Source organism: Acidiplasma aeolicum (assembly GCF_001402945.1).
GTDB lineage: Archaea > Thermoplasmatota > Thermoplasmata > Thermoplasmatales > Thermoplasmataceae > Acidiplasma > Acidiplasma aeolicum.
The window spans coordinates 1-649 of sequence record NZ_LKBG01000198.1; the positions used below are offsets into that span (position 1 = coordinate 1).

Below are 649 nucleotides of genomic sequence, written 5' to 3' on the forward strand. Positions count from 1 at the left end.
GAAAGAAGCTGCCTGAAATCCACTCCTGTGTTGTGTACTTTTTCAGGAGTTCAGTTATTATTCCATCGCTTATCTTGATTTTTAATGAGTTTGTTGTGATCTGATATCCATAAGGTTTTCTAGCCATTACTTTAAGTAGACTAATATTACGTGTAGGGCGGTGCTCCTTTGCATCTACGTTATAATAGTACTCTCTTATACTCATGGAAACGCCTTTTAATAGAATAGTTGCCTGGGAAAAATTGGACATGTACACATTGTTTGATATAGAATCCCACTTATCACTACTTACATTATTTTCAACTTCTGGTGTGGCATATACAGAAACTTTAGTTAGTCCCATATTGCAGCTAGCACATTTATCTTTCGAATAACTATAAAATTTGTTACATCTTGGACAATATGAGATAATGCCATTAATCCCATCATCCCTTAAGGTTTGGATTTTAAGCGATATTGGCATTAGTGCCTTCTTATTATCGCTATAGGTGAATGCCACCGGGTCAATAATGGAATCAGGTGAAAAGTAAAAGTCATTACCTTCCCTAATTATTTCTGGTATAACTATAAATTTCTCTTTGTCACCACGTGCTTCGTTGAGCCTAAATGGAAAATACTTAAAAATGGAATCTCTTATGTCGATATTGTT

1 protein-coding gene is annotated in these 649 nt (G+C 34.8%); it reads right to left on the reverse strand.

Annotated elements, in window-relative coordinates; genetic code table 11:
• Nucleotides 1-649: hypothetical protein (locus AOG54_RS09930; protein WP_162200866.1), on the reverse strand; the 649-nt coding region annotated here is incomplete at both ends.